This is a genomic window from Streptomyces sp. NPDC006610, from assembly GCF_040611575.1.
GTDB lineage: Bacteria > Actinomycetota > Actinomycetes > Streptomycetales > Streptomycetaceae > Streptomyces.
In genome coordinates this window covers 23,091-49,429 of record NZ_JBEXOP010000003.1, presented here as the reverse complement: position 1 = coordinate 49,429, position 26,339 = coordinate 23,091, and the positions used below count along the sequence as shown (strand labels likewise).

Sequence of the window (26,339 nt, the reverse complement as noted above, 5' to 3'; positions counted from 1 at the left end):
TGCGGGGTCGGGGCGCGGTCAGTGCTGGTAGCCGTACACGCCGCGGGCCTGGTCGCGGACGAGGCGGCCCTTCTCCAGCTCGATGACGCGCTTGCGCATCTGGTCCACGATGTTCTGGTCGTGCGTCGCCATGACCACGGTGGTGCCCGTCCGGTTGATGCGGTCGAGCAGCTTCATGATGCCGACGGACGTCTGCGGGTCGAGGTTGCCGGTGGGCTCGTCGGCGATCAGCAGCTTGGGCCGGTTGACGAAGGCCCGCGCGATGGCGACGCGCTGCTGCTCACCGCCGGACAGCTCGCCCGGCATGCGGTCCTCCTTCCCGCCGAGCCCGACCAGCTCCAGCACCTGCGGCACGGACTTGCGGATCTCGCCGCGCGACTTGCCGATGACCTCCTGCGCGAAGGCGACGTTCTCCGCCACCGTCTTGTTCGGCAGCAGCCGGAAGTCCTGGAACACCGTCCCCAGCTGGCGGCGCATGTGCGGCACCTTCCAGTTGGACAGACGGGCGAGGTCCTTGCCCAGAACGTGCACCTGTCCGTGGCTGGCCCGCTCCTCGCGGAGGATCAGCCGCAGGAAGGTGGACTTTCCGGAGCCGGAGGACCCCACGAGGAACACGAACTCGCCCTTCTCCACTTCCAGGGACACATCCCTGAGTGCGGGGCGGTTCTGCTTGGGGTAGACCTTGGAGACGTTGTCGAATCGGATCACGGATGCACCACGGGTCGCCGGGGGTAGATGAGCGTGACCATACGCGAAGCGGGTGCGCAACCGCAGTCGCCGTAGGAGGTTGCACGCCCCTTGCCCGTTTTGTCCGAGAATGTCAAGCGGGTGCTCCCCCGGTCCCCGAGCCCGTCGCGGCGGAACCTGGCACAGTGGAGGGGGAACGTTCGGGTGACCGCGAGCGTTGTGGAGATGAACCGGTCCCGGTGCGAGGAGGGCACATGACGTACGACCGACTGGTGTGCGCGAACTGTGCCGCGCCCGTGGCCGAGGGCCGTTGCCCGGTATGCCGGGCCAACCGCGAGCGGTTGCAGCAGGAGAACCCCTTCGCCTCGCTGAACCCGATGACGCTGATCGCCCTGCTGGCGGTGCTGATCGCGGCGGTGGCGTTCCTGGCGCACCAGAGCGCGTAGCGCCTGCGGCAGGGCCACCAGCCGGCTTACGACGTGGGCGAGGGCCCGGAGCAGGCTGCTCCGGGCCCTCGTCGCGTGGTGGGGTTGTGTACAGCCGCCTAGGCGGCCGCGCCTCCACGGCCGTCCATCAGACGCGGCAGGACGCGGAAGCCGATGCCGCCGGCGATCATCGTCGCGGCGCCGACCAGCAGGAAGGTGGTCTGCGCGGCGCCGGTCTCGGCCAGCTCCTCGCCGCCGCCCTGCGGGGTGGCCTCGGTGCCGGTGTCGGTCAGGGCCGACTCGGCCTCGCCCTGCACGGCGTCGTTGCTGCCGCCGTCGGGGTCGGTGTTGTCGGTGCCGCCGACGCTGCCCGCGCCGCCGTTGCCGGAGCCGCCGTCGCCGGAGCCGCCGTTGCCGTTGCCGCCGCCGTTGCCGTTGCCGCCGCCGTTGCCGGAACCGCCGTCCGCACCACCGTCAGCGCCGCCGTCAGCGCCGCCGTCGGCACCGCCGTCAGCACCCCCGTCGGCACCGCCGTCAGCGCCACCATCGGCACCGCCATCAGCGCCCCCGTCGGCACCGCCGTCAGCGCCGCCGTCAGCGCCACCATCGGCACCGCCGTCAGCGCCACCATCGGCACCACCGTCAGCGCCACCATCGGCACCGCCATCAGCGCCTCCATCAGCGCCACCATCGGCACCGCCGTCAGCGCCACCATCGGCACCGCCATCAGCGCCACCGTCAGCACCGCCATCAGCGCCACCGTCAGCACCGCCATCGGCACCACCGTCAGCGCCACCACTGGTGTCGTCGTCGCACTCCGGATCGACGCTGATGTCGCAGGGGTCCTTGTAATCCCCGTCGTTCACGCTGACGCCGATGCCGAGGTCGAGCGCGGAGGCGGCGCCGGCGGCGGTCAGCGACGCGCCCGCGGCGATCACGGCGCCGGCCGCGACACGCGCGACGCGGATCCGCATCTTCTTCGTCATATGTTTGCTACCCCCAGTAGCCAGTCGTCGATGAGGGCCGCGCTCGGGGCCGTGATCGACGGAGGTAGCAGCCGTATCGGAAAGCCCCCCGGTTCACATGCGCCCCGAAGATACGCATGCCGAGCTTCACCCTTCCCACTTTTCAAGAAGGCGTCAAGGCCGTTGCGTACGCGATGTCCTGATACGGGGTCAATGCCGGGCGCGGCGATGTGCGAGTGTGACGCAGATCCCGTGCGGGCCGTACACAAAAGGCAACTGCCGCCCACAGGGCGGCAGTTGCCTTGTCGACAAAACGGTTTCCGCTACTTCTCCTGCTGCTTGCGCCAGCGAATTCCGGCCTCCAGGAAGCCGTCGATCTCGCCGTTGAACACGGCCTCGGGGTTGCCGACCTCGTGCTCCGTGCGCAGGTCCTTGACCATCTGGTACGGGTGCAGGACGTAGGAACGCATCTGGTTGCCCCAGGAGTTGCCGCCGTCGCCCTTGAGGGCGTCCATCTTGGCCTGTTCCTCCTGCCGGCGGCGCTCCAGCAGCTTGGCCTGGAGGACGTTCATCGCCGTGGCCTTGTTCTGGATCTGCGACCGCTCGTTCTGGCAGGAGACGACGATGCCGGTGGGCAGGTGGGTGATGCGCACCGCGGAGTCGGTGGTGTTGACGCCCTGGCCGCCGGGGCCGGAGGACCGGTAGACGTCGATGCGCAGCTCGGACTCGTCGATCTCGACGTGGTCGGACTGCTCGACCACGGGGAGCACCTCGACGCCGGCGAAGGACGTCTGACGGCGGCCCTGGTTGTCGAAGGGCGAGATGCGCACGAGGCGGTGGGTGCCCTGCTCGACGGAGAGGGTGCCGTAGGCGTAGGGCGCCTGGACGGCGAAGGTGGTCGACTTGATGCCGGCCTCTTCGGCGTACGACGTCTCGATCAGCTCGGTCTTGTAGCCGCGCTGCTCGGCCCAGCGCAGGTACATCCGCTGGAGCTTCTCGGCGAAGTCGGCCGCGTCGACGCCGCCCGCCTCGGCGCGGATGTTCACGAGCGCCTCGCGGGAGTCGTACTCGCCGCTGAGCAGCGTCCGGACCTCCATCTCGTCCAGCGCCTTCTTGACGGCGGCCAGCTCGGACTCGGCCTCGGCGCGGGCGTCCGGGTCGTCCTCCTCCTCGGCCATCTCGAAGAGGACGGCGAGATCGTCGATCCGGCCGCGCAGGGCCTCCGCCTTCCTCACCTCGGCCTGGAGGTGGGAGAGCTTGCTGGTGATCTTCTGCGCCTCGTCCGGGTTGTCCCAGAGGGACGGCGCGGCCGCCTGCTCCTCGAGCACGGCGACGTCTGCCCTCAGCTTGTCGAGGTCCAGAACGGCCTCGATCGACTCCATGGTCGAGGAGAGGGACTTGAGCTCTTCGGATACATCGACGACTGCCACGCTCCCAGCGTAACGGCTCCGCCGGAAAGGCAGCGCCGGGTGCGGGGCGGGGGGCCCTCCCGCCCGCTCCGCCGCACGTGACCTGCGCCATATACCTCACCGCGTTGCCTCACCGCGTTGCCTCACCGCGTGTCTTACCGCGACGCCACCGCGTCCGTCACGGCACGCGTCACGGCCTCACGGGGCGCGTCACGGCGTTCGTCCCCGCCCTCGCGACCCTATGCCCGCGGGCGCAGAGCGCGCGCGGGCATAGGGCGTGCGCCCCGGGTTCAGGGGCTCGTGGAGGAGTTCTTCGTGTCCTGGGGCGGCGTCCGCGCCTCGTCGTCCGCGGTGGCCAGCCAGGTGCCGAGGCCCGCCATCGCCAGGACGGCCGCGGTCGCCGCCGCGAGGGCGAGGCGGCGGCGCCGGGTCGCGGCGCGGTTGCGGGCCGAGCCGGGGCGGGGGGCGCCCGCGGCGCGGGGGGCGCGGGCGGTGCCGTGGGCGCCGCCGGACAGCTCGTCGGGGGCGGGGACCCGCATCGACGTGTGCGTGTCGCGGTTGGAGTCCGGCCGCGCGCCCGGCACCAGCGGCACCGCGCCCCGCCGTACCCGCGCCGGCGTCTCCGCCTCGCCCGGCGTCGCCTCGGCCGGCTCCTCCGCGGGCTCGGCGTCGTCGGGCTCGTCCACGTCCAGCGGGGGCATCCCGGCGAGGGCCGGGAGCTGCTCGCGCAGCCGGGCGGCCAGCTCGGAGGCGCGCAGCCGGGACGCGGGGGCCTTGGCGAGGCACTGGACGATCAGCTGCCACAGCTCGTCCGGGATGCCCGGCAGCGGGACCACCGTCTCCGTGACGTGGCGGCGCAGTACGGCGCCGGGGTGCCCGCCGCCGAACGGCGTGAACCCGGCCAGCAGCTCGTACAGGACCGTCGCCAGCGCGTAGATGTCGACGGCGGCCCGCGGCGGCAGGCCCTCGACGATCTCCGGCGCCAGGTAGTCCGGCGTGCCGATGACCTTCGTGGCCCGCGTCCGCTGCGGGGTGTCGATCAGTTTGGCGATCCCGAAGTCCGTCAGCAGCGCCCGGTGCGAGCCTCCCGGCCCGAGCGGGCCCTGCATGTCGAGCAGGACGTTCTCGGGCTTCACGTCCCGGTGCACGACCCCGGCCGCGTGCGCCGCGGCGAGCCCCTCCGCGACGTCGGCGACGATCGCGACCGCCGCCTCGGGAGCCAGCCGCCGCTCCCGTTCCAACCGGGTGCGCAGGTCGGTGCCGCGGACCAGGTCCATGACCAGCGCGAGGTCGTTGCCGTCGACGACCAGGTCGCGGACCGAGACGACATGGGGATGCTCGAGTCCCAGCAGTGCCGTGCGCTCCTGGACGAAGCGTCCGACGAGCTCCTGGTCGGATGCGAGATCCTCGCGCAGCAGTTTGATGGCGACGGGCCCCTCGGGGCCCTCGCCCAGCCACACCGTGCCGGCGCTGCCCCGACCCAGGATCTGGTTCGCGGTGTACCGGCTGCCGATCTTCCGTGCCAAGACTGCTCCTACAGACGCGTGTTGTCGCCAAAACTACGCGTCCGGAGAGCCAACCTTCACCGGGGAGGCGGAAATCACCCGCCAGGTGTCGACAAATCTCCAACATCGTCGATCGTGGGAGAGTCGCTGCCGGAGTTCCCGCCCAGCTCCCCGATCCAGTCGGTGGCCGTGGTGAACCAGTCGCCGATCTGCTCCCAGTACCCCTTGCCGGTGCCGATCCAGTCCTGCAGCGGGCTCAGCTCCCAGACCAGCCAACTGGCGACGACCAGGATGACGACCGTGACCAGGCACCCCTTGAGGCAGCCCAGCCCCGGGATGCGCATCGGATTGGCGCTGCGCTGCCGCGGCTGCCTGGGCTCCGGCGCCGGCCGCCGCGGCGCGGCGGGGGCGGGCGGCGGGGCGTACCGCTGAGGCTGCTGGGGCTGCGGCTGCCGGCGCTGGGGGGCGTACTGCTGCGGCTGGTGTTGCTGCTGCGGGTAGCCGTAACCGGGCGGCGGGCCCTGCTGGGGGCGCTGCTGCGGCTGCTGAGGGCGCGGCTGCTGCTGCGGCCGGGCGACCTGCCGCTGCGGGCGGCGGCGCAGCGGGTCCTCGGCGGGGTCGAGGTACTGGATCTGCGTCTGCTCGTTGCGGTCCCGCGCGGCGCGCAGCTGGGTCTGCCAGGGGTGCGGCTGCTCACCCTGCTGCCCGGGCTCGCCCTGCTGGTTCTGCTGTCCCTGCTGGTTCTGCTGTCCCTGCTGGTTCTGCTGTCCCTGCTGGTTCTGCGGCAGGACGGCGGTCGGGTCGGCCGCCCCGGTGTGCGGCAGTACGGAGGTGGGGTCGGCGGCGCCCGCCGGGCCCGCGGTGTGCGGCAGGACGCTGGTCGCGGCGTTGGGGTCGTGGGCTCCGGACGCGCCGCGCGGCAGGACCTGCGTCGGGTCGGCGGCGCCGGGCGTGCCGGGGACGGCCGCGGGCGCGGGGTCGGGCGCGAGGAGCGCTGCGACGTTCTCGGCGGCGGCGATCTGCGCGGAGTTGGCGTGCACGCCGACGCCCTCGGCGACGACCCGCAGGGCGCGGGCGAGGTTCTGGGCGCCGGGCCGTTCGTCGGGGTTCTTGCGCAGGCAGCGCTCGATGACCGTCCACAGGGGTTCCGGGACGGTGGAGGGGCGGCGCGGCTCGGCGCTCAGGTGCTGGTGGAGGACTTCGAGGGCGGAGCTGCCGGAGAACGGCGGGCGGCCGGTGACCAGCTCGTACAGCAGGATTCCGGCGCCGTAGATGTCGACGGCGGAGGTCTGCGGGCGGCCCTCGGCGGACTCCGGTGCGACGTACGCGGGCGTGCCGACGAACTCGTGGGTGCGGGTGAGGCCCGGGGAGTCGGCGAGGCGGGCGATGCCGAAGTCGGTCAGCATCGGGTGCAGCTCGTCGCCGGTCCGCTTGAGCAGGACGTTGGCGGGCTTCAGGTCGCGGTGGACGACGCCGTCGGCGTGGCTGGCGGCCAGCGCGTCGGCGATCTGCGCGGTGAGCAGGGCGGCGGCGACCGGGGTGAACGGCCCGTTCTCGCGCAGGTGGCGGTGCAGGTCGGGGCCGTCGACGAGGTCCATGACGAGGGCGAGCAGCTCGCCCTCGACGACCAGGTCGCGGACCCTGACGATGTTCGGGTGGGTCAGCCGGAGCAGGACGGAGCGCTCCCGCAGGAACCGCATCACGACGTCCGGATCGCCGGCCAGCTCCTCCTTGAGGACCTTGATCGCGACGGTTTCCCCGGGCTGCCCCGGCACGGCCGCCTCGGCGCCCGCGGTCTCCCGCTGGCGGGCTCGCCAGACGGTCCCCGTGGCGCCGCGTCCGAGCGGCTCCTCGAGGAAGTACTTGCTGCCTACCGGCCGCACGTCATGCGCTCCCTGCTGCTTGCTTGCCTGGCCCACTGTGCTACGGGGTTCCGACCCACTGTAGTGCCGCCGCCCATGACCCCGGCTGCCGAACGCGGTCACAGGAAAGACGCCCGACCCGGTCCCTTTGGTTGCCGGACCCGGACGTGATCGGTCCCCAACGGTTCTCAAGTGGACAGCGGTGGCGTCGTGGTCAGGCATTTTTACGGGCAGAGCCGACCAATGAAGATCATTCGCGGAGGGGAGGCGGGCGCGTTGTCGGTGGCAGGTGCGAGGATGCCTCCAGTACTGGCCGACGTGCTCGTGCGGTGGTGGGGGAAGTCCGCGGTGGGGGACCGCGTGCGGCCTCGGCCCGGTGCGCGGGCGCCCGTGCAGAAGGGACGCTGACGGCGATGCAGATCCGGCTGACCGTCGTAGACCCGCTGGGCCCGCCCGCGGAGGCACGGGGGCGCGCCGCGAGCCGGGACGTGCTGGTCACGGCGCCCGCCGGCACGGCCCTGTCGGCGGTGGCCGCGGCGCTGGCCTCGGCGGTCTCCGGGGACGGCGGACCGTCCCCGAGCGGGCACGTGGTGCTCTACGCCGGCGCCGAGCGCCTGGACACGCAGCGCTGCACGCTGGGCGAGCCCCCGCTGCTGGACGGCGCGGTGCTGGCGGTGGGCGGCCCGGTCGATCCCGAGCCGCATCCCGAGGTGGACGACGCCCCGGCGCGGCTCCATGTGGTCGCCGGTCCCGACGCGGGCGGCGTCCATCTGCTGCACGGCGGGCAGGTCCACATCGGCCGCTCCGCCGACGCCGACGTCCCCCTCGACGACCCGGACGTCTCCCGGCTGCACTGCGCCGTGACGCTCGCCGCCGACGGCCGGGTCACGGTCGCCGACCTCGGCTCCACCAACGGCACCACCCTGGACGGCGCGCGCGTCGGCGCCCGCCCGCTGCGTTTCGCGCCGGGCGCGCTGCTGCGGATCGGCGAGTCCACCCTGCGTCTGGCCCCGCCCGGAGGCCCCGGGGCGCGCGTGCCGACGGCTCCGGACGGCGAGGGCCACGTACGGGTGTCCCCGGCGGCCGAGCGGGAAGCCGCCACCGGCGCCGACGTGCCGCAGGCGGGCCCCTCCGACCGGACCGGGCACGCGTACGGCGACGCCGACCTGGGCGCGCGGCCCGTCCCGGACGCCACCGCCGGCCCCCACGGCCCCGACGCGTGGGCGGAGCACTCCACGCACTCCCCCGCGCGGTCGGCGCTGGTGCCGGAGCAGGGCCGGGCCCCGCACGTGGAGAGCCGCCCCGGCGCTGCCGGACCGGCGGTTCCCCCCGGTCCTCCCTCCGGGGACACCACCCACGGCGGCGGCAGTCTCGCCCTCGGCTCCTCCGACGCCGGGGGCCGCCGCCAGGGCACCCCCCTGTCCGGCACCGACGTCCCGCAGGGCGTGCGCAGACGTGGGCTCACGGCCTGGGCGCGGCGGCTGACGGGCGCGCGTGCCGAGCCGGACCCGGCCGGCCCGGCTGCCGCCGAGGTCCCCGGACCGGTGGCCGGCGCGGCCGACGAGCCGCCCGCCCGTCCCGAGGCGCCCGAGCGGTGGCCCGACCCCTCGGCGCTGCTGCTGACGGTGCACGGCCCCGGCCCGCGCCTGTGGGAGCGCGCCCCGGGCCATCCCGAGGCGCTCACGGTGCGGCTCGGCACGGCCGACCGGGCGGCGCCCGACGGCTCGGGACTGCTGCCCGCGGTGCCGGTGACCGCCGACCTGCGCGAGGTCGGCGCGCTGGGCCTGGCCGGGCCGCGCCCCCGGCTGTCCGGGCTGGCCCGCGCGGTGGTGGCCCAGCTCGCGGCCCTGCACTCCCCGGACGCCCTGGAAGTGGTCCTGATCAGCACGGACCGCTCCCGGCCGCTGGAGGAGCGGGTCGCCGAGTGGGGCTGGCTGGGCTGGCTCCCGCATGTGCGGCCGGGCCACGGCCAGGACTGCCGGCTGCTGCTCGCCTACGACCGCGAGCAGGCCGCCGCCCGCACGGAAGAACTGCTGCGCCGCCTCGACGACCACATAGCGGACGGGGCGCCGGACCGGACCCCGGACCCCGGCGCCGACCGCGCGGCCACCGCCGGTCCGCCCCGCCGCCCCTCCTGGGCCCGTGCCGACGCCCCGGGCGAGGCGGCGGGCCCCGGCCGGGACGGCTCCCCCTTCCCCGGCCCGTACACGGTCGTCGTCGTGGACGGCGACCCCGGCGGGGCCGGTCTGCGGGAGGCCGTGACGCGGCTGGTGGCCGAGGGACCACGGGCGGGCGTCCATGTGGTCTGCCTGGCGGAGACGGCTCCCGCGTCGCCGGCGTCGCCCGTGACCGACACCTACGAGGCGGCCTGCGAGGCGGCCCCGGCGTTCCGCGGCTGCGGGGCGGCGGCACTGCTCAGCGGCGACGTGGCCACGGCGCTGCGGCTGCTGCGGATCGCCCGCGCGGGCGTGGCGCCCGGCGACCGGCCGGGCCCGGTCGGCAACGGCACCGTCGGCACGGTGGACGCCGTCTCGCCCGCCTGGGCCGAGCGGTTCGCCCGCGCGCTGGCCCCGCTACGGACGGACGCCGCCCCGGGCGAGCGGCACTCCCGCGTGTCCGCCCCGCTGCCCCAGGCCGCACGGCTGCTCGACGAACTGGGCCTCGCCCGCGCCACCCCGGCCTCGCTGATGGCGCGCTGGGCGGACGCGGCGGACGACGCCGAGGCGCTCGGCGGAAGGGCGTGCGCCGTCCTCGGCGCCGGGCCGCGCGGGCCGGTCGCCGCCGACCTCGTCGCCGACGGCCCGCACCTGCTGGTCGAGGGCCCGCCCGGCAGCGGGCGCACCGAACTGCTGCGCGCGGTCGTCGCCTCGCTCGCCGCCGCCGAGCGGCCGGACCGGCTGGGCATCGTCCTGATGGACGGCAGGGACGGCGTCGGGGCGGGCAGCGGTCACGGCGAGGGGCTGCGGGTCTGCACGGACGTGCCGCACGTCTCGACGCACCTGCCGGCCAACGACCCGGTGCGGATGCGGGAGTTCGCGCAGTCCCTGGCGGCGGAGCTGAAGCGCCGGGCGGAGCTGCTCGGCCGGTCGGACTTCGCCGAGTGGCACACCGGGCGCGCGGTGGCGGACCGGATGGTCGCCCAGCGCGCGGGCGCCTCGGGCGGGGCGGGCGACATCGACACACCGCCCAGTTCCACGCTGAAGCTGCGGCCCGCGGCGAGCCGGCGTCCCGTGGAGGCGCCGCCGCTGCCCCGGCTGGTCGTGGTGGTCGACGACCTGGACGCCCTGGTCTCGCCGCCGCTGGGCTCCCCCGGTCGGCCCGCGGCCGGGTCGGTCGTGCGGGCGCTGGAGGCGGTGGCGCGGGAGGGCGAGCGGCTCGGCGTCCACCTCGTGGCGGCGACGGGCCCGGGCGGCCGTACGGCGGAGACGGAGCCGGTGCGCCGGGCCGCCCTGCGCGTCACGCTCGACCCGCCGGCCACCGGCCCCGACGAACCCCCGGCGGGACGCGGGCGCCTGACCGCGGGCGACGGCCGGGTCACCCCGTTCCAGGGCGGCCGGGTCACGGGCCGCATCCCGCGGACGGCGACCCTGCGCCCGACGGTCGTCCCCCTGGAGTGGCACCGCATGGGCGACCCCCCGACCCGCCGGCCGGTCCGGGAGCTGGGCAACGGCCCCACGGACCTGGCCCTCCTGGCCAGCGCCCTGGAGCGGGCCGCCCGGGAGGTCGCGGCCCCGAAGGTGCCGTCGCTGCTGTAGGGGGCTGAGGACGGGGGTCGCGCACGGGGGGCGGGGCGATCGGCTGCGCCCCGGCCTTCCCGACCAAGGGCGCGCGCCCCCTCACCGCTTCCGCACCACCCCCGAAGCCATCGCGCGGCACGCGCCTCCCACGCCCCCCGGCCGCAGCGGCGCGCCGCGCCCCGGCAGCCGCAGCCGCACCCGGGGTACAACTGCGCCGCATCCCTGATCAGGCATGCCCGGACGCCCCGGCAACCGCCCGCGCCCTACCCTCCCCGCCCCTCCCGAAACCGCCCACAACGCACGTCACGACGCGCTAACGATCATTCGCTGTACACGGCAGGCGCTCTTGCCGACCCCTCGCACCCGGCGTAGACCAGAGGCCACGGAGCAGCGCTCGAACGTTCGACGAGGAACGGAAGAACGGGGCCGTGATGTACAGCGACAGCAGCACCAGCAGCCGGACAAGGACCCGCAGGGCGGCCGGTAGGGCCGCGGCAGCCGTACTCGCGGGAGCGCTCGCGTTCTCGCTGAGCGCCTGCGGCGGTGACGACGACGACAGCGGCGACGAGGGCGGAGGCGGCGGCAAGGAGACCGCCGCGACCGTCACCCTTCCCAAGCTCGACGGCGAGACCCTGGAGGTCGCCGCCGTCTGGACCGGGCCGGAGCAGGAGAACTTCAAGAAGGTCCTGGCCGAGTTCGAGAAGCGCACGGGCGCGAAGGTCGCCTTCGTGCCCGCCCAGGACCCGATCATCAACTTCCTCGGCTCGAAGATCGCGGGCGGCGCCCCACCGGACGTCGCGATGCTGCCGCAGGTCGGCGCGATCCGTCAGGCGGTGGAGAAGGGCTGGGCCAAGCCGGTCGGCGCGGAGGCGAAGGAGCAACTGGCCAAGAACTACTCGCAGGGCTGGCAGGACCTCGGCAAGGTGGACGGCGAGCAGTACGGCGTCTACTACAAGGCCGCCAACAAGTCCCTGATCTGGTACAACGCCCAGGTCTTCGAGAACGCGGGCGCGACCGAGCCCAAGACCTGGGACGAACTGCTGACCGCCGCGCAGACCGTCTACGACTCCGGCGTCACGCCGTTCTCGGTCGGCGGCGCGGACGGCTGGACGCTCACCGACTGGTTCGAGAACGTCTATCTGTCGCAGGCGGGTCCGGAGAAGTACGACCAGCTCGCCAAGCACGAGATCAAGTGGACGGACCCCTCCGTGAAGGAGGCGCTGACCACCCTCGCCGAGATCTGGGGCAAGGCCGACTACGTGGCGGGCGGTGCGAGCGGCGCCCTGCAGACGGAGTTCCCGGCGTCGGTCACCCAGACCTTCACCGGGGGCGACCAGCCGAAGGCGGGCATGGTCTTCGAGGGCGACTTCGTGCAGGTCAACATCGCGGAGACGGACGCCGAGGTCGGCACGGACGCCAAGGTGTTCCCGTTCCCGGCGGTCGGCGACACCGCGCCGGTGGTCTCCGGCGGCGACGCGGCGGTGATCCTGGAGGACTCCAAGGCGTCCCAGGCCCTGGCCACCTTCCTGGCGTCCCCGGACGCGGCGGCCGTCCAGGCGAAGCTCGGCGGCTACCTGTCGCCGAACAAGAACGTGGACCCGTCGGTGTACCCGAACGACGTGCAGCGCAAGATGGCCGAGGCGCTCGTCGCGGCCGGCGACGACTTCCGCTTCGACATGTCCGACCAGGCCCCGCAGGCCTTCGGCGGCACACCCGGCAAGGGTGAGTGGAAGGCGCTGCAGGACTTCCTGAAGAACCCGAAGGACGTCGCGGGAACCCAGCGCCGGCTGGAGGCCGACGCGGCCGCGGCCTACGGGCACTGAGCCGGCGATGAAGTCGGACACCACGGCAGGGGCCCTCGCCGCCCCTGCCGCCCCAAAAGGCCCCAGGTCGCGCAGGAGCGTGACCGGCACCCGCAGGACCGTGGCGGCGCTGTTCCTGCTGCCCGCCCTGGTCCTGCTCGGCGCGCTCGTGGTCTACCCGATCGGGTACTCGGTCTTCCGCAGCTTCTACGACCAGTCCGGCGACGGTTTCGCCGGGCTCGACAACTACCGCGCCCTCTTCTCGGACGACGGAATCCGCACCGCCCTGAAGAACAACATCGTGTGGGTGGTGTTCGCGCCGACGGTCGCCACCGCGCTCGGCCTGATCTTCGCGGTGCTGACCGAGCGGGTCCGCTGGGGCACGGCGTTCAAACTGATCGTCTTCATGCCGATGGCGATCTCGATGCTCGCCGCGGGCATCATCTTCCGTCTGGTGTACGACCAGGACCCGGACAAGGGCGTCGCCAACGCGGTGTGGGTGGGCGTGCACGACACCTTCGCGCAGGCGTCGGCGTTCCCGAAGGCGCACCCGGGGCGCGAGTCGCCGCTGGAGCCGGCCGGCGGGGGCGCGTACATCACCCGGTCCCCGGTGAGCGCCGGCGACCCGGTCGTGCTGCCGCTGGTCGGCGTGGCCCCGGACCTGATGCCGGACGACGCGAAGCGGGCGGCGGCGCCGAAGCCGGAGCCGGACCGGATCACGGGCACGACCTGGCAGGACTTCACCCGTGGCAAGGGCGTCGGCACGCTGAACGGCGTCGACGCCGACGAGCTGGGCTATCCCGGCATGAAGATCGAGGCCGTCAAGGACGGCAAGGTGGTGGAGACGGCCACGGCGGCCGACGACGGCACGTTCTCCCTGTCGGCCGAGGCCGACGGCGCCCTGCTGAGACTGCCGGCGAGCAACTTCAAGGAGGCGTACAACGGCCTGGACTGGCTCGGCCCGTCCCTGGTCACCCCGGCGATCATCGACTCGTACATCTGGATGTGGGCCGGGTTCGCGATGGTGCTGATCGCGGCCGGGCTCGCGGGGATGCCGCGGGAGCTGCTGGAGGCGGCGCGGGTCGACGGAGCCAACGAGTGGCAGGTGTTCCGGCGGATCACGGTGCCGCTGCTGGCACCGGTCCTCGCGGTCGTCACGGTCACTTTGATGATCAATGTGCTGAAGGTCTTCGACCTGGTGTTCATCATCGCGCCGGGCTCCTCGCAGGACGACGCCAACGTCCTCGCGCTGGAGCTTTACCGCAAGGGCTTCTCCGAGGACCAGCCGGGCATCGCCAGCGCCATCGCGGTGTTCCTGCTGCTCCTGGTGCTCCCGGTGATGTGGTTCAACATCCGCAGGCTCAGGCGGGAGGTGCGGCGATGACGACGGAGCCCGGCACGGTGAAACGGCCCCTGGGCGCACGCCTCGTCGAGAAGGCCGGCGGGGGTCTGATCCAGTTCTTCCTGGTCGCCGTCGGCCTGTTCTGGCTGCTGCCGACGATCGGACTGCTGCTGTCCTCGCTGCGCACGCCGTCCGACATGAACGAGAGCGGCTGGTGGACGGTGTTCACCGAGCCGGCGAAGCTCACCTTCGACAGCTACGAGAAGCTGCTGGAGAACGGCGACATCACCGACTCCCTGGTGAACACGGTGCTGATCACGGTCCCGGCGACCGTGCTGGTCGTGGTCATCGGCGCGCTCGCGGGCTACGCGTTCGCCTGGATGGAGTTCCCGGGCCGTGACTGGTGGTTCCTGGGCGTGGTGGGGCTGCTGGTGGTGCCGGTGCAGGTGGCGCTGATCCCGATCGCCGAACTGTTCGGCAACATCGGTCTGTTCGGCTCGATCCTCGGCGTGGTCCTGTTCCACGTCGGGTTCGGTCTGCCGTTCGCGGTGTTCCTGCTGCGGAACTTCTTCGCGGAGATTCCGCGCGAGCTGCTGGAGGCGGCCCGGCTGGACGGCGCGGGCGAACTGCGCCTGTTCACGCGGGTGGTGATGCCGCTGGGCGGGCCGGCCATCGCGAGCCTGGGCATCTTCCAGTTCCTGTGGGTGTGGAACGACATGCTGGTGGCGCTGGTGTTCTCCGACTCCGGCAACCAGCCGATCACGGTCGCGCTGCAGACGCAGGTACGGCAGTTCGGCAACAACATCGACGTGCTGGCGCCCGGCGCGTTCATCTCCATGGTGGTCCCGCTGGCGGTGTTCTTCGCGTTCCAGCGGCAGTTCGTGTCCGGCGTGATGGCGGGGGCGGTCAAGTAGCGGCGTCACGGCGGGGAAGGGGCGGACCGGCGACGGCCCGCCCCTTCGGCTGTTCGGCGGGAACACCAGTGCGGGACTCACCACTCCGGGCCACCATTTCGCAACCTTCCGGTCATTTCACCGTCACCGAAAGCGGACTGCGCCGTTTCACCTGGCAGCGGCCGTCTCCACCCGACAGCAGCACGGCGGCACAGCAACACGGCAGTACAGCAGCACACGACGCGGCGGCACAGCAGCCCGTCGTACCCGGCCCGAGGAAACGGAGGAACCCGCATGCCCCGTTTCAGCGTCGTCGTGTCGGCGCACGACGCCCCCGGCGGCCCGGCGGCCCGGACCCTGGACTCCGTCCTCGCCCAGCCGTTCGGCGACGTCGAGCTGATCGCGGTGTGCGACGAGCCCGGAACCCCCTCCGGGCGCCTGGTCGCCGCCCTCGCCGAGCGCGACGGCCGGGTACGGGCGGCCCACTGCCCGCCCCGCGCCGGTGCGGGCGCGGCGCGCACGACGGGGATGCGGGAGGCGGCCGGCGCCCATCTGCTGTTCCTCGACGGCGGCGACCTGCTGCTCCCGGGGGCGCTGGCGGCACTGGACGCACGGCTGCGACAGACGGGCCCGGTCGACGTCCTGCACTTCGGGTACGAACGGGAGGGGACGGGGCCGCGCCCCCACCCCCTTCCGCCGGCCCCGGCCGCCGCCTTCGCCCCGGACGCGGCCCCGCACCTCACGGCCGTGAACCGCCCGGTGTGCGGCGCGGCCTACCGGCGCGGCTTCCTCACCGTCCACCAGCTCGCCTTCCCGTACGGCGACTTCGCCGACGTCGGCTGGGGCGGGCTGGTGACGGTCCTGGCCGGGCGGCTGGCGGTGCTGGACTCGGCCGTCGTACGGCGCGGGCCGGCCGGGCGGGGCCCCGGCGACCGGTTGGCCCTGCTGGACCAGGTGGAGCTGGTGCTGTCCTGGGCCGCCGCCGAGGAACTGTCCGCCGGGCGGTCGTACGCGCTGTTCGACCAGCTGTTCGCCGCGGTACTGAGGGCGCTGCCCGGCGTGACGTCCCCGCGCGAGCGCCGCATCTTCTTCCACCGGGCGCGCGCCCTGTACCGCCGCCACCGCCCCGTCGGCCACCGCGCCCCCGACGTACGGCGGCGGCTGCTGGCGGCCGGGGCGTACCCGGCGCTGCGCGCGGCCGACCGGCTGGCCGCACGGACGGCGGGCCCGGGCGGGAAACCGGCGCGGTACGCGTACCGCGCCGTGGCGACCGCCGCCCGGTCCATGCGCTCCGTCTGATCCGCGGCCGGGCCCGGACTACTCCACGACGATCTCGACCGGGACGTTCCCGCGCGTGGCGTTGGAGTACGGGCAGACCTGGTGAGCGGCGTCGACCAGCTTGCGGCCGGTCGCCTCGTCGAGGCCCTCGGGCAGCTCCACGCGCAGGGTGACCGCGAGCCCGAAGCCCTGACCGTCCTTGCCGATGCCGACCTCGGCGGTCACGGCGGCGTCGCTGACGTCGACCTTGGCCTGCCGGCCGACGAGACCGAGGGCGCTGGCGAAACAGGCGGAGTAGCCGGCGGCGAAGAGCTGTTCGGGGTTGGTGCCCTGGCCGTTGCCGCCCATCTCCACGGGGATGCCCAGCTGGAGGTCCAGCTTGCCGTCGGAGGAGACGGCGCGGCCCTCGCGGCCGTGGGTCGCGGTGGCGACGGCGGTGTAGAGCGCGTCCATGGAAAACCATCCCTCTCGTGTCGTGTCCCGGCGGCGGGTCGGTCGGACCGGGCCGCCGGGCGAGTACGGACATGAGTAGAGCACACAATTGAGTTGCGCACAACTAAATGGCGGGCAGGGACGTCCCCGGCTACCCTGGAGCCATGACCGCCCCCACCGCCGACTGGCTGAGACTCGACCAGCAGATCTGCTTCTCGCTGAACGCCGCCTCGCGCGCCTTCGGCGGCGTCTACCGCGTCCTGCTCAAGGACCTCGGCCTCACCTATCCGCAGTACCTGGTGATGCTCGTGCTGTGGGAGCACGGCGATCTGCCGGTGAAGCGGCTGGGCGAACATCTGCGCCTCGACTCCGGCACGCTCTCCCCGCTGCTCAAGCGGCTGGAATCGGCCGGGCTGGTACGCCGTGAGCGCAGCACCCGCGACGAACGCTCGGTCGAGGTGCGGCTGACGGAGGAGGGCGCGGCGATGCGCGAGCGTGCGCTGGAGGTGCCGCGCCGGATCGTCGCGGCGACCGGCTGCGACGTCGACGAGATCGGCGAACTGCGGGCCCGCCTGGACCGCCTCACCACCGCCCTCGACGCGGCGGTGGCGGCGGAGGCCTCCCGGTAGGACCCGCGACCGGGACAGCCCTCGGTCGGGGAGACCCGCGTCCCAGCCGACCCTCGCCCCGGCAGACCCACCTCCCGGAAGACCCGCGTCCCAGCCGACTCGCGGCCCGGCAGACCCGCGATCCAGCGGACCTGCGGCTCCTCCCCGCGGCCTGCTTCACTGTGAGCGGCACGAAAGGCGCGACACGAGGGGACGGCCTCAGATGACCTGGCTGATCACCGGCGGGGCCGGATACATCGGGGCGCACGTCGTCCGGGCGATGACCGAGGCGGGCGAGCGGACGGTCGTGTACGACGACCTGTCGACCGGCGTCGCCGACCGGGTGCCGGACGGTGTCCCGCTGGTCGTCGGCTCGACCCTGGACGGCACGCTGCTGCGGCGGGCGCTCACCCGCCACGGCATCACCGGCGTGGTCCATCTGGCGGCGAAGAAGCAGGTCGGCGAGTCGGTGGACCGCCCGCTGCACTACTACCGGGAGAACGTCGAGGGCCTGCGCGTCCTGCTGGAGGCGGTGACGGAGGCCGACGTGGCCACGTTCGTGTTCTCCTCCTCGGCCGCCGTGTACGGGACGCCGGACGCCACGCGCGCGGGCGCGCCGGTCACCGAGGAGACGCCGTGCGCGCCGATGAGCCCGTACGGCGAGACCAAGCTGGCCGGCGAGTGGCTGGTGCGGGCCACGGGCCGGGCGACCGGGCTGGCGACCGCGTCCCTGCGCTACTTCAACGTGGCGGGCGCGGCGGCCCCCGCGCTGGCCGACACCGGCGTCTTCAACCTCGTGCCGATGGTCTTCGAGAAGCTCACCGAGGGCGCCTCGCCGCGCATCTTCGGCGACGACTACCCCACCCCCGACGGCACCTGCATCCGGGACTACATCCATGTGGTGGACCTCGCCGAGGCCCACGTCGCCGTGGCCCGCGCCCTGCGCTCCGCCCCCGGCCGCGACCTCACCCTGAACGTCGGGCGCGGGGAGGGCGTCTCGGTGCGGGAGATGATCGACCGCATCAACGCCGTGACCGGCCACCACCGCGCCCCGACCGTCACCCCGCGCCGCCCCGGCGACCCGCCCCGCGTCGTCGCCGACGCCGACCGCATCGCCGCCGAGCTGGGCTGGAAGGCCCGGTACGACGTCGAGGACATGATCACATCGGCGTGGGAGGGCTGGGTGCGGCTGCATCCCGGGGCGGCGGTGAACTGAGGCGGCGGTGAACCGAAGCGGCGGTGAAGCCCCCGGCCCACTCCCCGGGCCGAGTCCCCGGGGCAAGTCCCCGGTGCGGGCACTCGGTGCGGGCACTCGGCACCCGCCCACCGGGCCCGCCCTCACAGCGCCTTGAGCGCCCCCGCCGTGGCCCGCGTCAGCGACGCCAGATAGCCCTTGGGCAGCTTCCCGCCCCGGATCACCACCGACCGCCAGTACAGCGGCCCGGAGATCAGGTCGAGGGCGAGGTCTCCGTCGATGCCCTGCCGGACCTCGCCCCGGCGCTGCGCCGCCGCCACGATCGTGCTGGCGACGCCGTCCTGCCCCTCGCGCACCGCCTTCTGGAGCGCCTCGGCGATCTCCGGGTTGCGGGCCGCCTCCGCCTGGAGGTCGGGGATGATCTGCGAGGCGACCGGGTGCCGCAGCGCCCGTGACGTCACCTCGTACAGCAGCCGCAGATCGCCCTCCAGCGAGCCCGTGTCCGGCGCGGGCAGTCCCTGCACCGCGAGGGCGGAGACGACGTCGAGCACCAGGTGCAGCTTGGAGCGCCAGCGGCGGTACACCGCCGTCTTGCCCACGCCGGCCCGGCGGGCGATGCCCTCGATCGACATGCGCGCGTAGCCGACCGCCGCGAGTTCCTCGAACACGGCCGCCCGGATCGCCTCGGTCACGTCCTCGCGCAGCACGGCCGCCCCCGCGGGGCGGCGGCGCGGGCGCGGCGGCGGTCCGTCGGCGTTCGTGGTCATGCCCCACAGCATAGGCCGTGACGACGAAACGGTTGCGTTCCGACGCCCACTCGGCCTACGCTCGCGTTGCGACGATACGGTGCCGTCCCGTCGTATGGCCGCGAGGGAGACCCCCGGAGAACGCCGGACGCCGCACCGCCCGCCCCCCACCCCCCGACCGAAAGCAGCGGATGTGAGCCAGGTCCTCGACACACCGCCCCCGACGACGAACCCGTCGACCACGACCACGGCCTCGACCACGGCCGTGGCCCCTACCCCGGCCTACGACGACCTCGCGGCCCTCGCCGCCCGCCACGGCCTCACGGTCAGCGGCGCCCGCCCGACCCTGCCCCAGTACCTGCGCCGGCTGTGGGAACGCCGCCACTTCATCACCGCCTTCTCGACCGCCAAGCTCACCGCCCAGTACAGCCAGGCCAAGCTGGGCCAGATCTGGCAGGTGATGACCCCGCTGCTCAACGCGGCGGTCTTCTATCTGATCTTCGGCGTGCTGCTGCAGACCAAGAACGGCGTGCCGGACTACGTGCCGTTCCTGGTCACGGGCGTGTTCATCTGGACGTTCACCCAGACGTCGCTCCTGTCGGGCACCCGCGCGATCTCCGGGAACCTCGGCCTCGTGCGCGCCCTGCACTTCCCGCGGGCCTCGCTGCCGATCGCCCTGTGCCTCCAGCAGCTCCAGCAGCTGATGTTCTCGATGGCGACCCTCGTCGTCATCCTGCTCGTGTTCGGCGTGCCCGTCGCCGCCTCCTGGCTGCTGGCCGTCCCGGCGCTGGTGCTCCAGTTCGTCTTCAACACCGGCCTGTCCATGGTTCTCGCGCGGGTCGGCGCGAAGACGCCGGACATCGCCCAGCTGATGCCGTTCGTGCTGCGGACCTGGATGTACGCGTCGGGCGTGATGTGGAGCATCGAGCACGTGCTCAGCAAGCACACCGACTGGCCGTCCTGGGTGGGCACCGTGCTCCAGGCCAACCCCGCCGCCCTCTACATCGACCTGATGCGCTTCGCGCTGATCGACAGCTTCCACGCGAGCCAGCTGCCTCCGCACGTCTGGGCGCTGGCCACCGGCTGGGCACTGCTCGCCGGAGTCGGCGGCTTCCTCTACTTCTGGAAGGCCGAGGAGATGTACGGCCGTGGCTGAGAACCCCCGGGGCGACAGGGTCCCCACCGTCATCGCGGACCACGTGGACATCGTCTACCGCGTCAACGGCACCGGCGCCGGACGCGGCTCCGCCACCGCCGCGCTCAACCGCATCCTGCGCCGCGAGAAGGCCGAGAGGGCGGCCGGCGTACGCACCGTGCACGCCGTGCGGGACGTCTCCTTCGTCGCGTACAAGGGCGAGGCGATCGGGCTGATCGGCACCAACGGCTCCGGCAAGTCGACGCTGCTCAAGGCCGTCGCGGGCCTGCTGCCGGTGGAGCGCGGCCGCATCTACACCGGCGGGCAGCCCTCCCTGCTCGGCGTCAACGCCGCCCTGATGAACGACCTGACCGGCGAGCGCAACGTCCACCTGGGCGGGCTCGCGATGGGCATGAGCCGGGAGCAGATCCGGGCGCGCTACCGGGAGATCGTCGACTTCTCCGGGATCAACGACAAGGGCGACTTCATCACCCTGCCGATGCGCACCTACTCCTCCGGCATGGCGGCCCGGCTGCGATTCTCCATCGCCGCCGCCAAGGACCACGACGTGCTGCTCATCGACGAGGCCCTCGCCACCGGCGACGGCTCCTTCCGCCGACGCTCCGAGGCCCGCATCCGGGAGCTGCGCGGCCAGGCCGGCACGGTCTTCCTGGTCAGCCACAACAACAAGTCCATCCGCGACACCTGCGAGCGCGTGCTGTGGCTGGAGCGCGGCGAACTGCGCATGGACGGGCCCACGGAGGAGGTCATGAAGGAGTACGAGGCCTTCACCGGCGACAAGACGCCGGGGCGCCCGCCAGCCCCCCGGCGCAAGACGCCGCCCGCGACCGCCGCACCCGCCTGACGCGCCCGACGGCCGTAGGGCGAAGGGCGAAGGGCGCCCCGAGCCGGGGATTCCGGCCCGGGGCGCCCTTCGCGCAAGGCCCCGACAGAGCCGCCGTTCGGTGTGCTGCTGCGAACCGCCGTACGGCGTGCCCCTACGAGTGCGCCCGCAGCAGCGACCGCATCGTCCGCATCGCCACCGACAGGTTGGCGAGGTCGAACGCGTCCGAGTTCTGGATCTCCTCCAGGGTGGTGCGGGCCCGGCTCAGGATCGCGGCGTTCTTCCGCTGCCAGAGCTGGAACCGCTGCTCCGGCGTCGACGTGCCGTTGCCCACCGCCAGCACGTCGGACGTCAGGGCCGCGTGGGCGGCGAAGAGGTCCTCGCGGATGGCGGCGCGGGCCATGGACTGCCAGCGGTCGGCACGGGGCAGCTCGATGATCCGGTCCATCAGCTGAGCGATGCCGAGGCGGTCGGCGAGGTCGTAGTAGACCTCGGCGACGTCCAGCGGCTCACGGCCCGTGCGGTCGGCCACCGAGACGATGTCGAGCGCCGGGAAGGCGGAGGAGAACCCGGCCACGCGGGTGGCCTGCTCGTCCGGGACGCCGGCCCCGGTCAGCTCGTCGTGGATCTTCTGCCACCACTGCAGGTCCGCGCCGCGCAGCAGCTTCGGCAGCTGTGACCAGACCTGTTCGACCCGCTCGCCGAAGAACTCCACCGTCTCGGCGATCTCCAGCGGCTGCGGCCGGTTGTTGAGCAGCCAGCGGGTGCCCCGCTCCACCAGGCGGCGGGAGTGCAGCCTGATCCTGGTCTGGACGTCGGCCGCCACCTTGTTGTCGAGCGACTCGACGCCGTCCCACACGGCGGCGGAGTGGAAGATCGCGCGGGCCGCGGTCTGCGCCCGGACGATCTCCTCCAGCGAGGCTCCGGTCTCCTCGCGCAGCCGGTGCAGGAAGCTCGTGCCGCCCGTGTTGACGGTGTCGTTGACCAGCACCGTCGTGACGATCTCGCGGCGCAGCGGGTGACCGTCGATCTGCTCCGGGAACCGCTCGCGCAGCGCGCTCGGGAAGTACGCGTGGAGCAGGCCCTGCAGGTAGGGGTCGTCCGGCAGCGAGGTGTGCAGCAGTTCCTCGGCGACCGTGATCTTCGTGTACGCCAGCAGGACGGCCGTCTCGGGGCCGGTCAGGCCCTGCCCGGAGCCGAGGCGTTCGCGGATCTGGCGGTCGGTCGGCAGGAACTCCAGCGCCCGGTCGAGGTGGCCCTCCCGGACCAGGTGGCGCATGAAGCGCTGCTGGGCGTGGAGCATGTCCGCGGACTGGGCGAGGGCGTTGGCGATGGCCGTGTTCTGCGCGTAGTTGTTGCGCAGGACCAGCCGGCCGACCTCGTCGGTCATCTCGGCGAGCAGCTTGTTGCGCTGCTTGACCGTCATGTCGCCCTCGGTGACCAGGCCGTTGAGCAGGATCTTGATGTTCACCTCGTGGTCGGAGGTGTCCACGCCCGCGCTGTTGTCGATGGCGTCGGTGTTGATCCGCCCGCCCTGCAGCGCGAACTCGATCCGGCCGAGCTGGGTCAGGCCCAGGTTGCCGCCCTCGCCGACGACCTTGACGCGCAGGTCCTGGCCGTCCACGCGGATGGCGTCGTTGGCCTTGTCGCCGACGTCGGCGTTGGACTCCGCGCTCGACTTGACGTAGGTGCCGATGCCGCCGTTCCACAGCAGGTCGACCGGCGCCTTGAGGATGGCCTTCATCAGGTCGGCCGGGGTCAGCTTGGTGACGCCGTCCTCGATGCCGAGGGCCTGGCGGACGTGGGCGTTGACCGGGATGGACTTGGCGGAGCGGGGGAAGACCCCGCCGCCGGGCGACAGCAGGGCGGTGTCGTAGTCGGCCCAGGAGCTGCGCGGCAGTTCGAACAGCCGGCGGCGCTCGGCGTAGGAGACGGCCGCGTCCGGGGTCGGGTCGATGAAGATGTGCCGGTGGTCGAAGGCGGCGACCAGGCGGATGTGCTCGCTGAGGAGCATGCCGTTGCCGAAGACGTCGCCGGACATGTCGCCGATGCCGACGACGGTGAAGTCCTCGCTCTGGGTGTCCGTGCCCAGCTCGCGGAAGTGCCGCTTGACGGACTCCCAGGCGCCGCGCGCGGTGATGCCCATGCCCTTGTGGTCGTAGCCGGCCGAGCCGCCGGAGGCGAAGGCGTCCCCGAGCCAGAAGTTGTACGACTGGGCGACCTCGTTGGCGATGTCGGAGAAGGTCGCGGTGCCCTTGTCGGCGGCGACGACGAGATAGGTGTCGTCCTCGTCGTGCCGGACGACCTCCGGCGGGGGCACGACCTCGCCGGCGACCATGTTGTCGGTGATGTCGAGCAGGGCGGAGATGAACGTCCGGTAGGCGGCGACGCCCTCCGCCATCCAGGCGTCGCGGTCCACGGACGGGTCCGGGAGCTGCTTGGCGACGAAGCCGCCCTTGGCGCCGACCGGGACGATGACGGTGTTCTTCACCATCTGCGCCTTGACCAGGCCGAGGATCTCGGTGCGGAAGTCCTCTCGCCGGTCGGACCAGCGCAGTCCGCCGCGCGCGACCTTGCCGAACCGCAGGTGCACGCCCTCGACGCGCGGGGAGTACACCCAGATCTCGAACGCCGGCCGGGGCGCGGGCAGGTCGGGGATGGCCCGCGGGTCGAACTTCATGGAGACGTAGTCGTGCGGCCTGCCGCCCGAGGCCTCCTGGAAGAAGTTGGTCCGCAGGGTCGCCTTGATGACGGTGAGGAACGACCGCAGGATGCGGTCCTCGTCCAGCGAGGCGACCTGGTCGAGGGCCGCGTCCAGCTCCTCCAGCAGGGCGTCGACGATCTCCCGTCCGGCGCTCTGCCGCTCGGGCGACATCCGCGCCTCGAACAGGGAGACGAGCAGCCGGGTGGTGTGGACGTTGTTGCGGAGGGTGTCCTCCATGTAGTCCTGGCTGAACGTCGATCCTGCCTGGCGCAGGTACTTCGCGTACGCCCGCAGGACCATCGCCTGCCGCCAGGTCAGCCCGGCGCCGAGCACCAGGGCGTTGAAGCCGTCGTTCTCGGCCTTGCCGGTCCAGGTGGCGGCGAAGGCCTCCTGGAACCGCTCGCGCGCGTCGTCGCCCGAGTAGTCCCCGGCGGCGCCCTGCGGCTTGGGCATGCGCAGGCCGAAGTCGTAGATCCAGGCGACGCTGCGGTCGGCGCAGCGCAGTTCGTACGGCCGCTCGTCGATCACCTCGACGCCGAGCCGGTTCAGCACCGGCAGGACGGCGGACAGGGAGACGGCGTCGCCCTTGCGGTAGATCTTGAAGCGGCGCTCGTCGTGGGCGGCGCCCACCGGCTCGTACAGGCTGAGCGCGAAGTCGTTGTGCTCGCCGAGCCGTTCCAGCCGGGCGAGGTCGGCGACCGCGGCGCGCGGCGAGTGGTCGGCCTTGTAGCCCTCGGCGAAGGCGTTGCCGTAGCGGCGCAGCAGTTCGGCGGCGCGCTCCTCGCCGAACTCGGCGTTCAGCGCCTCGGTGTAGCCGTCCGCCCAGGAGCGGGCGGCCTCGACCAGACGGGCCTCGATGCGCTCCTTGTCGGCGTCGGACAGCTGGGGCAGTTCGGTGCCCTGCGGGACGCGGACGACGAAGTGCAGCCGGGACAGGATCGACTCGGTGTTCCAGGCGGTGAAGTCGACGCTGATACCGCCCAGTTCCTCCTTGAGGATGTCGATGATCCGCAGCCGGACGCCGGTGGTGTAGCGGTCGCGCGGGAGGTAGACGAGGGCGGAGTAGTAGCGGCCGTACTCGTCCTGACGCAGGTACAGCCGCAGCCGGCGGCGCTCCTGGAGGTAGAGCACGGAGGTGACGATGGCCTGGAGCTCGCCGACCGGCGTCTGGAACAGCTCGTCGCGCGGGTAGGTCTCCAGGATCTGCAGCAGGTCGCGGCCGTCGTGGCTGTTGGGCGAGAACCCGGCGCGGCTGAGCACCTCGCCGACCTTGCGCCGGATGACCGGGACGCGCCGGACGGACTCGGTGTAGGCGGCGGAGGAGAACAGCCCCAGGAAGCGCCGCTCGCCGACGACGTTGCCCTGCTCGTCGAACTTCTTGACGCCGATGTAGTCCAGGTACGACGGCCGGTGCACGGTGGCCCGGCTGTTGGCCTTGGTCAGCACGAGCAGCTTGTGCTCGCGGGCCTTGGCGCGGGCGTCGGCGGGCAGCCGCTCGAAGGACGGGCTGACCGGGTGGCTCTCGCCGCCGGCGTGGTGGGGATCGGCGCGCAGTATGCCGAGGCCGGTGCCGGGGACGGCGGCCAGCGAGTCGTCGTCGCGCAGCTGGTACTCGCGGTAGCCGAGGAAGGTGAAGTGGTCGTCGGCCAGCCAGCGCAGCAGCTCGCGGGCCTCCTCGATCTCCTCGCCGGGCAGGTCGGCGGCGACCGGCTCGCCGGGCAGCCCCTCGGCGATCCGCAGGGCCGCCTCGCGCATCTTGCCCCAGTCCTCGACGGCCTCGCGGACGTCGGACAGCACGCGCAGCAGGTCGGCGCCGATCTGCTTGAGGTCGGAGCGGTCGGTCTCGCGGTCGATCTCGACGTGGATCCAGGACTCGACGTGCGCATCGTGCGGGAGGTCCCCGGTCGGGCGCGTGGTGAGCAGCTCGACCAGCCTGCCCGTGACGTCCCGGCGGACGACCACCTGGGGGTGGATGACGACGTGGATGCCGCGGCCCTGCCGGGTCAGCTCGTTGGTGACCGAGTCGACCAGGAAGGGCATGTCGTCGGTGACGACTTCCACGACGGAGTGGCTGCACGTCCAGCCGTTCTCCTCGACCGTCGGGGTGTGCACCCGCACGTTGGCCGTGCCCTGGGGGCGGTTCTCGGCCAGCCGGTAGTGGGAGTGGGCGGCGCCGAAGACGTCGACCGGGTCGCGGTCGGTGAGGTCCTCGGGCGCGGTGTGCAGGTAGTAGCGCTGGAGGAACGCGAGCACGGCGTCCGCGTCCGGAGTGCCGCCCTCGGTCGTCCCAGTCGGTAGATACCCCCCGACCGGGCTGTTCTCAGCTACCCGGGCGGCCCTCTCGAGCAGCTCGGCCTTTGCTTCGTCCAGCTTGGTCTGCATTGTCCTCTGGCTCCTGTCGCGCGCCGTTGCGTGACGTAGAAGGAAGTACGGTCTCCGGCCTTCCGGCGTCACGCCGGGACACGGGGTGTCCGGTCCTCACCGACGCTATGCCGCAAAGGGAGATGAGCGGTGGGTTTTCAGCCAATTCCGGCGCCCCCGAACGGGGTGTGCGCGCCACTGCGGGGCGCTTCGCGTCCCCGGCCCGCCCGCGAGGACCAGCGACTGCCGCCCGGTCACGGATGTGGTCCGTGCGTCCCGGGCGCGGGGCGGGGACACCGATGTCCCCGCGAGCTATCGCGCTGATCACGCCACAAGGCTATCTCTCCCCTCCGGGCGCGCGTCATGAGCCGTATGTGTACAAAACAGGGGTCCGAACTTTGACACTCTG

18 protein-coding genes are annotated in these 26,339 nt (G+C 73.0%); 10 read left to right on the top strand and 8 right to left on the bottom strand.

The window, feature by feature from the left end; all coding sequences use genetic code 11:
• Positions 1–18: 18 nt before the first annotated feature.
• Entirely contained in the window at positions 19–708 is a 690-nt protein-coding gene (ftsE, locus tag ABZY13_RS03375) for a cell division ATP-binding protein FtsE (protein ID WP_103784254.1), read from the bottom strand.
• Between the two features lie 233 nt (positions 709–941).
• Here ftsE and ABZY13_RS03370 point away from each other — a divergent pair, with 233 nt between their 5' ends.
• A complete protein-coding gene (locus tag ABZY13_RS03370; protein WP_356627174.1) occupies positions 942–1,133 on the top strand; it encodes a hypothetical protein in 192 nt (63 codons plus the stop codon).
• Between the two features lie 98 nt (positions 1,134–1,231).
• On the opposite strand, the gene ABZY13_RS03365 is transcribed toward ABZY13_RS03370, so the two are convergent.
• The 4 genes from ABZY13_RS03365 to ABZY13_RS03350 all read right to left on the bottom strand — a co-directional run bounded on the left by ABZY13_RS03365 (position 1,232) and on the right by ABZY13_RS03350 (position 6,874).
• Positions 1,232–2,098: an LPXTG cell wall anchor domain-containing protein gene (locus tag ABZY13_RS03365; protein ID WP_356627173.1), complete on the bottom strand. Its 867-nt coding sequence runs from the start codon at positions 2,096–2,098 to the stop codon at positions 1,232–1,234.
• 302 nt (positions 2,099–2,400) lie between these two features.
• Positions 2,401–3,507, bottom strand: coding sequence for a peptide chain release factor 2 (prfB, locus tag ABZY13_RS03360; protein ID WP_356627172.1), 1,107 nt, complete (start codon positions 3,505–3,507; stop codon positions 2,401–2,403).
• Between the two features lie 269 nt (positions 3,508–3,776).
• The gene (locus ABZY13_RS03355; protein WP_356627171.1) at positions 3,777–5,012 is read right to left on the bottom strand and encodes a serine/threonine-protein kinase; all 1,236 of its coding nucleotides are present in this window, start codon (positions 5,010–5,012) and stop codon (positions 3,777–3,779) included.
• Between the two features lie 74 nt (positions 5,013–5,086).
• A complete protein-coding gene (locus tag ABZY13_RS03350) occupies positions 5,087–6,874 on the bottom strand; it encodes a serine/threonine-protein kinase (RefSeq protein ID WP_356627170.1) in 1,788 nt (595 codons plus the stop codon).
• Positions 6,875–7,266: 392 nt separating this feature from the next.
• Between ABZY13_RS03350 and ABZY13_RS03345 the strand changes: the two genes are divergently transcribed.
• From ABZY13_RS03345 to ABZY13_RS03325, 5 genes are all read left to right on the top strand, one after another.
• Complete coding sequence (locus ABZY13_RS03345) at positions 7,267–10,608, top strand: FHA domain-containing protein (RefSeq protein WP_356627169.1); 3,342 nt, start codon at positions 7,267–7,269, stop codon at positions 10,606–10,608.
• Positions 10,609–11,021: 413 nt separating this feature from the next.
• A complete protein-coding gene (locus ABZY13_RS03340) occupies positions 11,022–12,413 on the top strand; it encodes an ABC transporter substrate-binding protein (RefSeq protein ID WP_356627168.1) in 1,392 nt (463 codons plus the stop codon).
• Between the two features lie 79 nt (positions 12,414–12,492).
• A complete protein-coding gene (locus tag ABZY13_RS03335; protein WP_356627167.1) occupies positions 12,493–13,776 on the top strand; it encodes a sugar ABC transporter permease in 1,284 nt (427 codons plus the stop codon).
• Positions 13,773–14,648 (top strand): carbohydrate ABC transporter permease, encoded by an 876-nt coding sequence (locus tag ABZY13_RS03330; protein ID WP_356627166.1) that lies wholly within the window; start codon positions 13,773–13,775, stop codon positions 14,646–14,648. The genes ABZY13_RS03335 and ABZY13_RS03330 overlap by 4 nt, the downstream gene beginning before the upstream one ends.
• A 273-nt stretch (positions 14,649–14,921) precedes the next feature.
• Complete coding sequence (locus ABZY13_RS03325; RefSeq protein WP_356627165.1) at positions 14,922–15,926, top strand: glycosyltransferase; 1,005 nt, start codon at positions 14,922–14,924, stop codon at positions 15,924–15,926.
• An 18-nt stretch (positions 15,927–15,944) separates the two neighbouring features.
• Here ABZY13_RS03325 and ABZY13_RS03320 read toward each other — a convergent pair whose 3' ends face one another.
• Positions 15,945–16,358, bottom strand: coding sequence for an organic hydroperoxide resistance protein (locus tag ABZY13_RS03320; protein ID WP_356627163.1), 414 nt, complete (start codon positions 16,356–16,358; stop codon positions 15,945–15,947).
• A gap of 143 nt (positions 16,359–16,501) precedes the next feature.
• Between ABZY13_RS03320 and ABZY13_RS03315 the strand changes: the two genes are divergently transcribed.
• Entirely contained in the window at positions 16,502–16,966 is a 465-nt protein-coding gene (locus ABZY13_RS03315; RefSeq protein WP_356627161.1) for a MarR family transcriptional regulator, read from the top strand.
• Positions 16,967–17,168: 202 nt separating this feature from the next.
• Positions 17,169–18,161: a UDP-glucose 4-epimerase GalE gene (gene galE / locus ABZY13_RS03310; protein WP_356627160.1), complete on the top strand. Its 993-nt coding sequence runs from the start codon at positions 17,169–17,171 to the stop codon at positions 18,159–18,161.
• Between the two features lie 122 nt (positions 18,162–18,283).
• Here the strand turns inward: galE and ABZY13_RS03305 are convergent, their stop codons facing one another.
• Complete coding sequence (locus ABZY13_RS03305) at positions 18,284–18,907, bottom strand: TetR/AcrR family transcriptional regulator (protein ID WP_356627159.1); 624 nt, start codon at positions 18,905–18,907, stop codon at positions 18,284–18,286.
• A 172-nt stretch (positions 18,908–19,079) separates the two neighbouring features.
• Between ABZY13_RS03305 and ABZY13_RS03300 the strand changes: the two genes are divergently transcribed.
• Both ABZY13_RS03300 and ABZY13_RS03295 read left to right on the top strand, forming a co-directional pair.
• A complete protein-coding gene (locus ABZY13_RS03300; RefSeq protein WP_356627158.1) occupies positions 19,080–20,042 on the top strand; it encodes an ABC transporter permease in 963 nt (320 codons plus the stop codon).
• Entirely contained in the window at positions 20,035–20,886 is an 852-nt protein-coding gene (locus ABZY13_RS03295; RefSeq protein ID WP_356627157.1) for an ABC transporter ATP-binding protein, read from the top strand. The genes ABZY13_RS03300 and ABZY13_RS03295 overlap by 8 nt, the downstream gene beginning before the upstream one ends.
• A gap of 133 nt (positions 20,887–21,019) precedes the next feature.
• Here the strand turns inward: ABZY13_RS03295 and ABZY13_RS03290 are convergent, their stop codons facing one another.
• Positions 21,020–25,951: an NAD-glutamate dehydrogenase gene (locus ABZY13_RS03290; RefSeq protein ID WP_356627156.1), complete on the bottom strand. Its 4,932-nt coding sequence runs from the start codon at positions 25,949–25,951 to the stop codon at positions 21,020–21,022.
• Positions 25,952–26,339: the final 388 nt, after the last annotated feature.

Bases quoted from the DNA above. Each gene is read 5' to 3' on its own strand.
- ABZY13_RS03370 (WP_356627174.1), top strand. From the start codon at position 942: ATGACGTACGACCGACTGGTGTGCGCGAACTGTGCCGCGCCCGTGGCC.
- ABZY13_RS03365 (WP_356627173.1), bottom strand. From the start codon at position 2,098: ATGACGAAGAAGATGCGGATCCGCGTCGCGCGTGTCGCGGCCGGCGCC.
- ABZY13_RS03345 (WP_356627169.1), top strand. From the start codon at position 7,267: ATGCAGATCCGGCTGACCGTCGTAGACCCGCTGGGCCCGCCCGCGGAG.
- ABZY13_RS03340 (WP_356627168.1), top strand. From the start codon at position 11,022: ATGTACAGCGACAGCAGCACCAGCAGCCGGACAAGGACCCGCAGGGCG.
- ABZY13_RS03330 (WP_356627166.1), top strand. From the start codon at position 13,773: ATGACGACGGAGCCCGGCACGGTGAAACGGCCCCTGGGCGCACGCCTC.
- ABZY13_RS03325 (WP_356627165.1), top strand. From the start codon at position 14,922: ATGCCCCGTTTCAGCGTCGTCGTGTCGGCGCACGACGCCCCCGGCGGC.
- ABZY13_RS03320 (WP_356627163.1), bottom strand. From the start codon at position 16,358: ATGGACGCGCTCTACACCGCCGTCGCCACCGCGACCCACGGCCGCGAG.
- ABZY13_RS03315 (WP_356627161.1), top strand. From the start codon at position 16,502: ATGACCGCCCCCACCGCCGACTGGCTGAGACTCGACCAGCAGATCTGC.
- galE (WP_356627160.1), top strand. From the start codon at position 17,169: ATGACCTGGCTGATCACCGGCGGGGCCGGATACATCGGGGCGCACGTC.
- ABZY13_RS03305 (WP_356627159.1), bottom strand. From the start codon at position 18,907: ATGACCACGAACGCCGACGGACCGCCGCCGCGCCCGCGCCGCCGCCCC.
- ABZY13_RS03290 (WP_356627156.1), bottom strand. From the start codon at position 25,951: ATGCAGACCAAGCTGGACGAAGCAAAGGCCGAGCTGCTCGAGAGGGCC.